Genomic DNA, 1,345 nt, shown 5'->3' on the forward strand with positions numbered 1-1,345 from the left:
ATCTTCGGGGAGCCGTCCTTGGCGGTGTGGGTCATGACGACGATGACCCGGCGGGCGCCGTGGACGAGGTCCATCGCCCCGCCGATCCCGGTGATCATCTTGCCGGGCACGGCCCAGTTGGCGAGGTCCCCGCGCGCGGAGACCTGCAKCGCGCCGAGCACGGCCACGTCGATGTGGCCGCCGCGGATCATCCCGAAGGAGAGCGCGGAGTCGAAGSAGGAGGCGCCGGGCAGTACGGTCACGGTCTCCTTGCCCGCGTTGATCAGATCCGGGTCGACGTCGGCCTCGGCGGGATAGGGGCCCACTCCGAGGACGCCGTTCTCCGACTCCAGGACGACGTGCACGCCCGGCGGCAGGTGGTTGGGGATCAGCGTCGGCAGGCCGATGCCGAGGTTCACGTACTGGCCGTCCGACAGTTCGCGCGCCGCGCGGGCGGCCATCTGCTCACGGGTCCAGGGCATCAGCCGCTCACCGTCCGCTTCTCGATCCGCTTGTCCGCCGCCTGTTCGGGGGTGAGCGCGAGAACGCGCTGCACGAAGACGCCCGGCAGATGCACCGCGTCGGGGTCGATCTCGCCCGGCTCCACCAGCGTCTCCACCTCCGCGACGGTGACGCGGCCCGCCATCGCGGCGAGCGGGTTGAAGTTCCGTGCCGACCTGCGGAAGACGAGGTTGCCGTGCCGGTCGCCGACGGCCGCGCGGACCAGCGCGAAGTCGGTGCGGATGCCGTGTTCCAGGACGTGGGCGGTGCCGTCGAACTCCCGTACCTCCTTGGCGGGGGAGGCCAGTGCGACACCGCCCTCGCCGTCGTAGCGCCAGGGCAGACCGCCGTCGGCGACCTGGGTGCCCACTCCGGCGGGGGTGTAGAACGCGGGGATGCCCGCGCCGCCCGCCCGCAGCCGTTCGGCGAGTGTGCCCTGCGGGATCATCTCGACCTCCAGTTCGCCGCCGAGGTACTGCCGGGCGAACTCCTTGTTGGCCCCGATGTAGGAGCCGGTCACGCGGGCGATGCGGCCCGCCGCGAGGAGCACGGCGAGTCCCGAGTCGAGCGCCCCGCAGTTGTTGGACACCACCCGCAGGTCCGAGACGCCGGAGGCGTGCAGCGCCCGTATGAGTTCGTTCGGCACGCCGCTGAGGCCGAAGCCGCCGACGGCGAACGACGCCCCGTCGCGGGCGTCGGCCACCGCTTCGGCGGCCGTGGCCACCACCTTGTCCATCCGCGCGGCCCCTCTCGTCCGGTCTCCCCAGGCCCCGGTCACCCTGAGATGCGGCAGGGAATTAATCAGGGCACTGACTATTTCGGCGAGGATAGGAGAGCGGGAACGGGCTGACAAGAGGGGCGTTGT

The 1,345-nt window shown here is 71.6% G+C and carries 2 protein-coding genes; both read right to left on the bottom strand.

The genetic code is table 11. The annotated features are described in order from the left end of the window. Nucleotides 1-461, bottom strand: a 461-nt coding sequence (locus tag AB8Z36_RS40695; RefSeq protein ID WP_369218375.1) for a 3-oxoacid CoA-transferase subunit B, incomplete at its 3' end; no start/stop codon positions are given. Continuing rightward, nucleotides 461-1,216: a CoA transferase subunit A gene (locus AB8Z36_RS40700; protein ID WP_369218376.1), complete on the bottom strand. Its 756-nt coding sequence runs from the start codon at nt 1,214-1,216 to the stop codon at nt 461-463. The genes AB8Z36_RS40695 and AB8Z36_RS40700, both read right to left, overlap by 1 nt. Between the last annotated feature and the right edge of the window lie 129 nt (nt 1,217-1,345).

It is taken from the genome of Streptomyces flavofungini, from assembly GCF_041028215.1.
Classification (GTDB): domain Bacteria; phylum Actinomycetota; class Actinomycetes; order Streptomycetales; family Streptomycetaceae; genus Streptomyces; species Streptomyces flavofungini_B.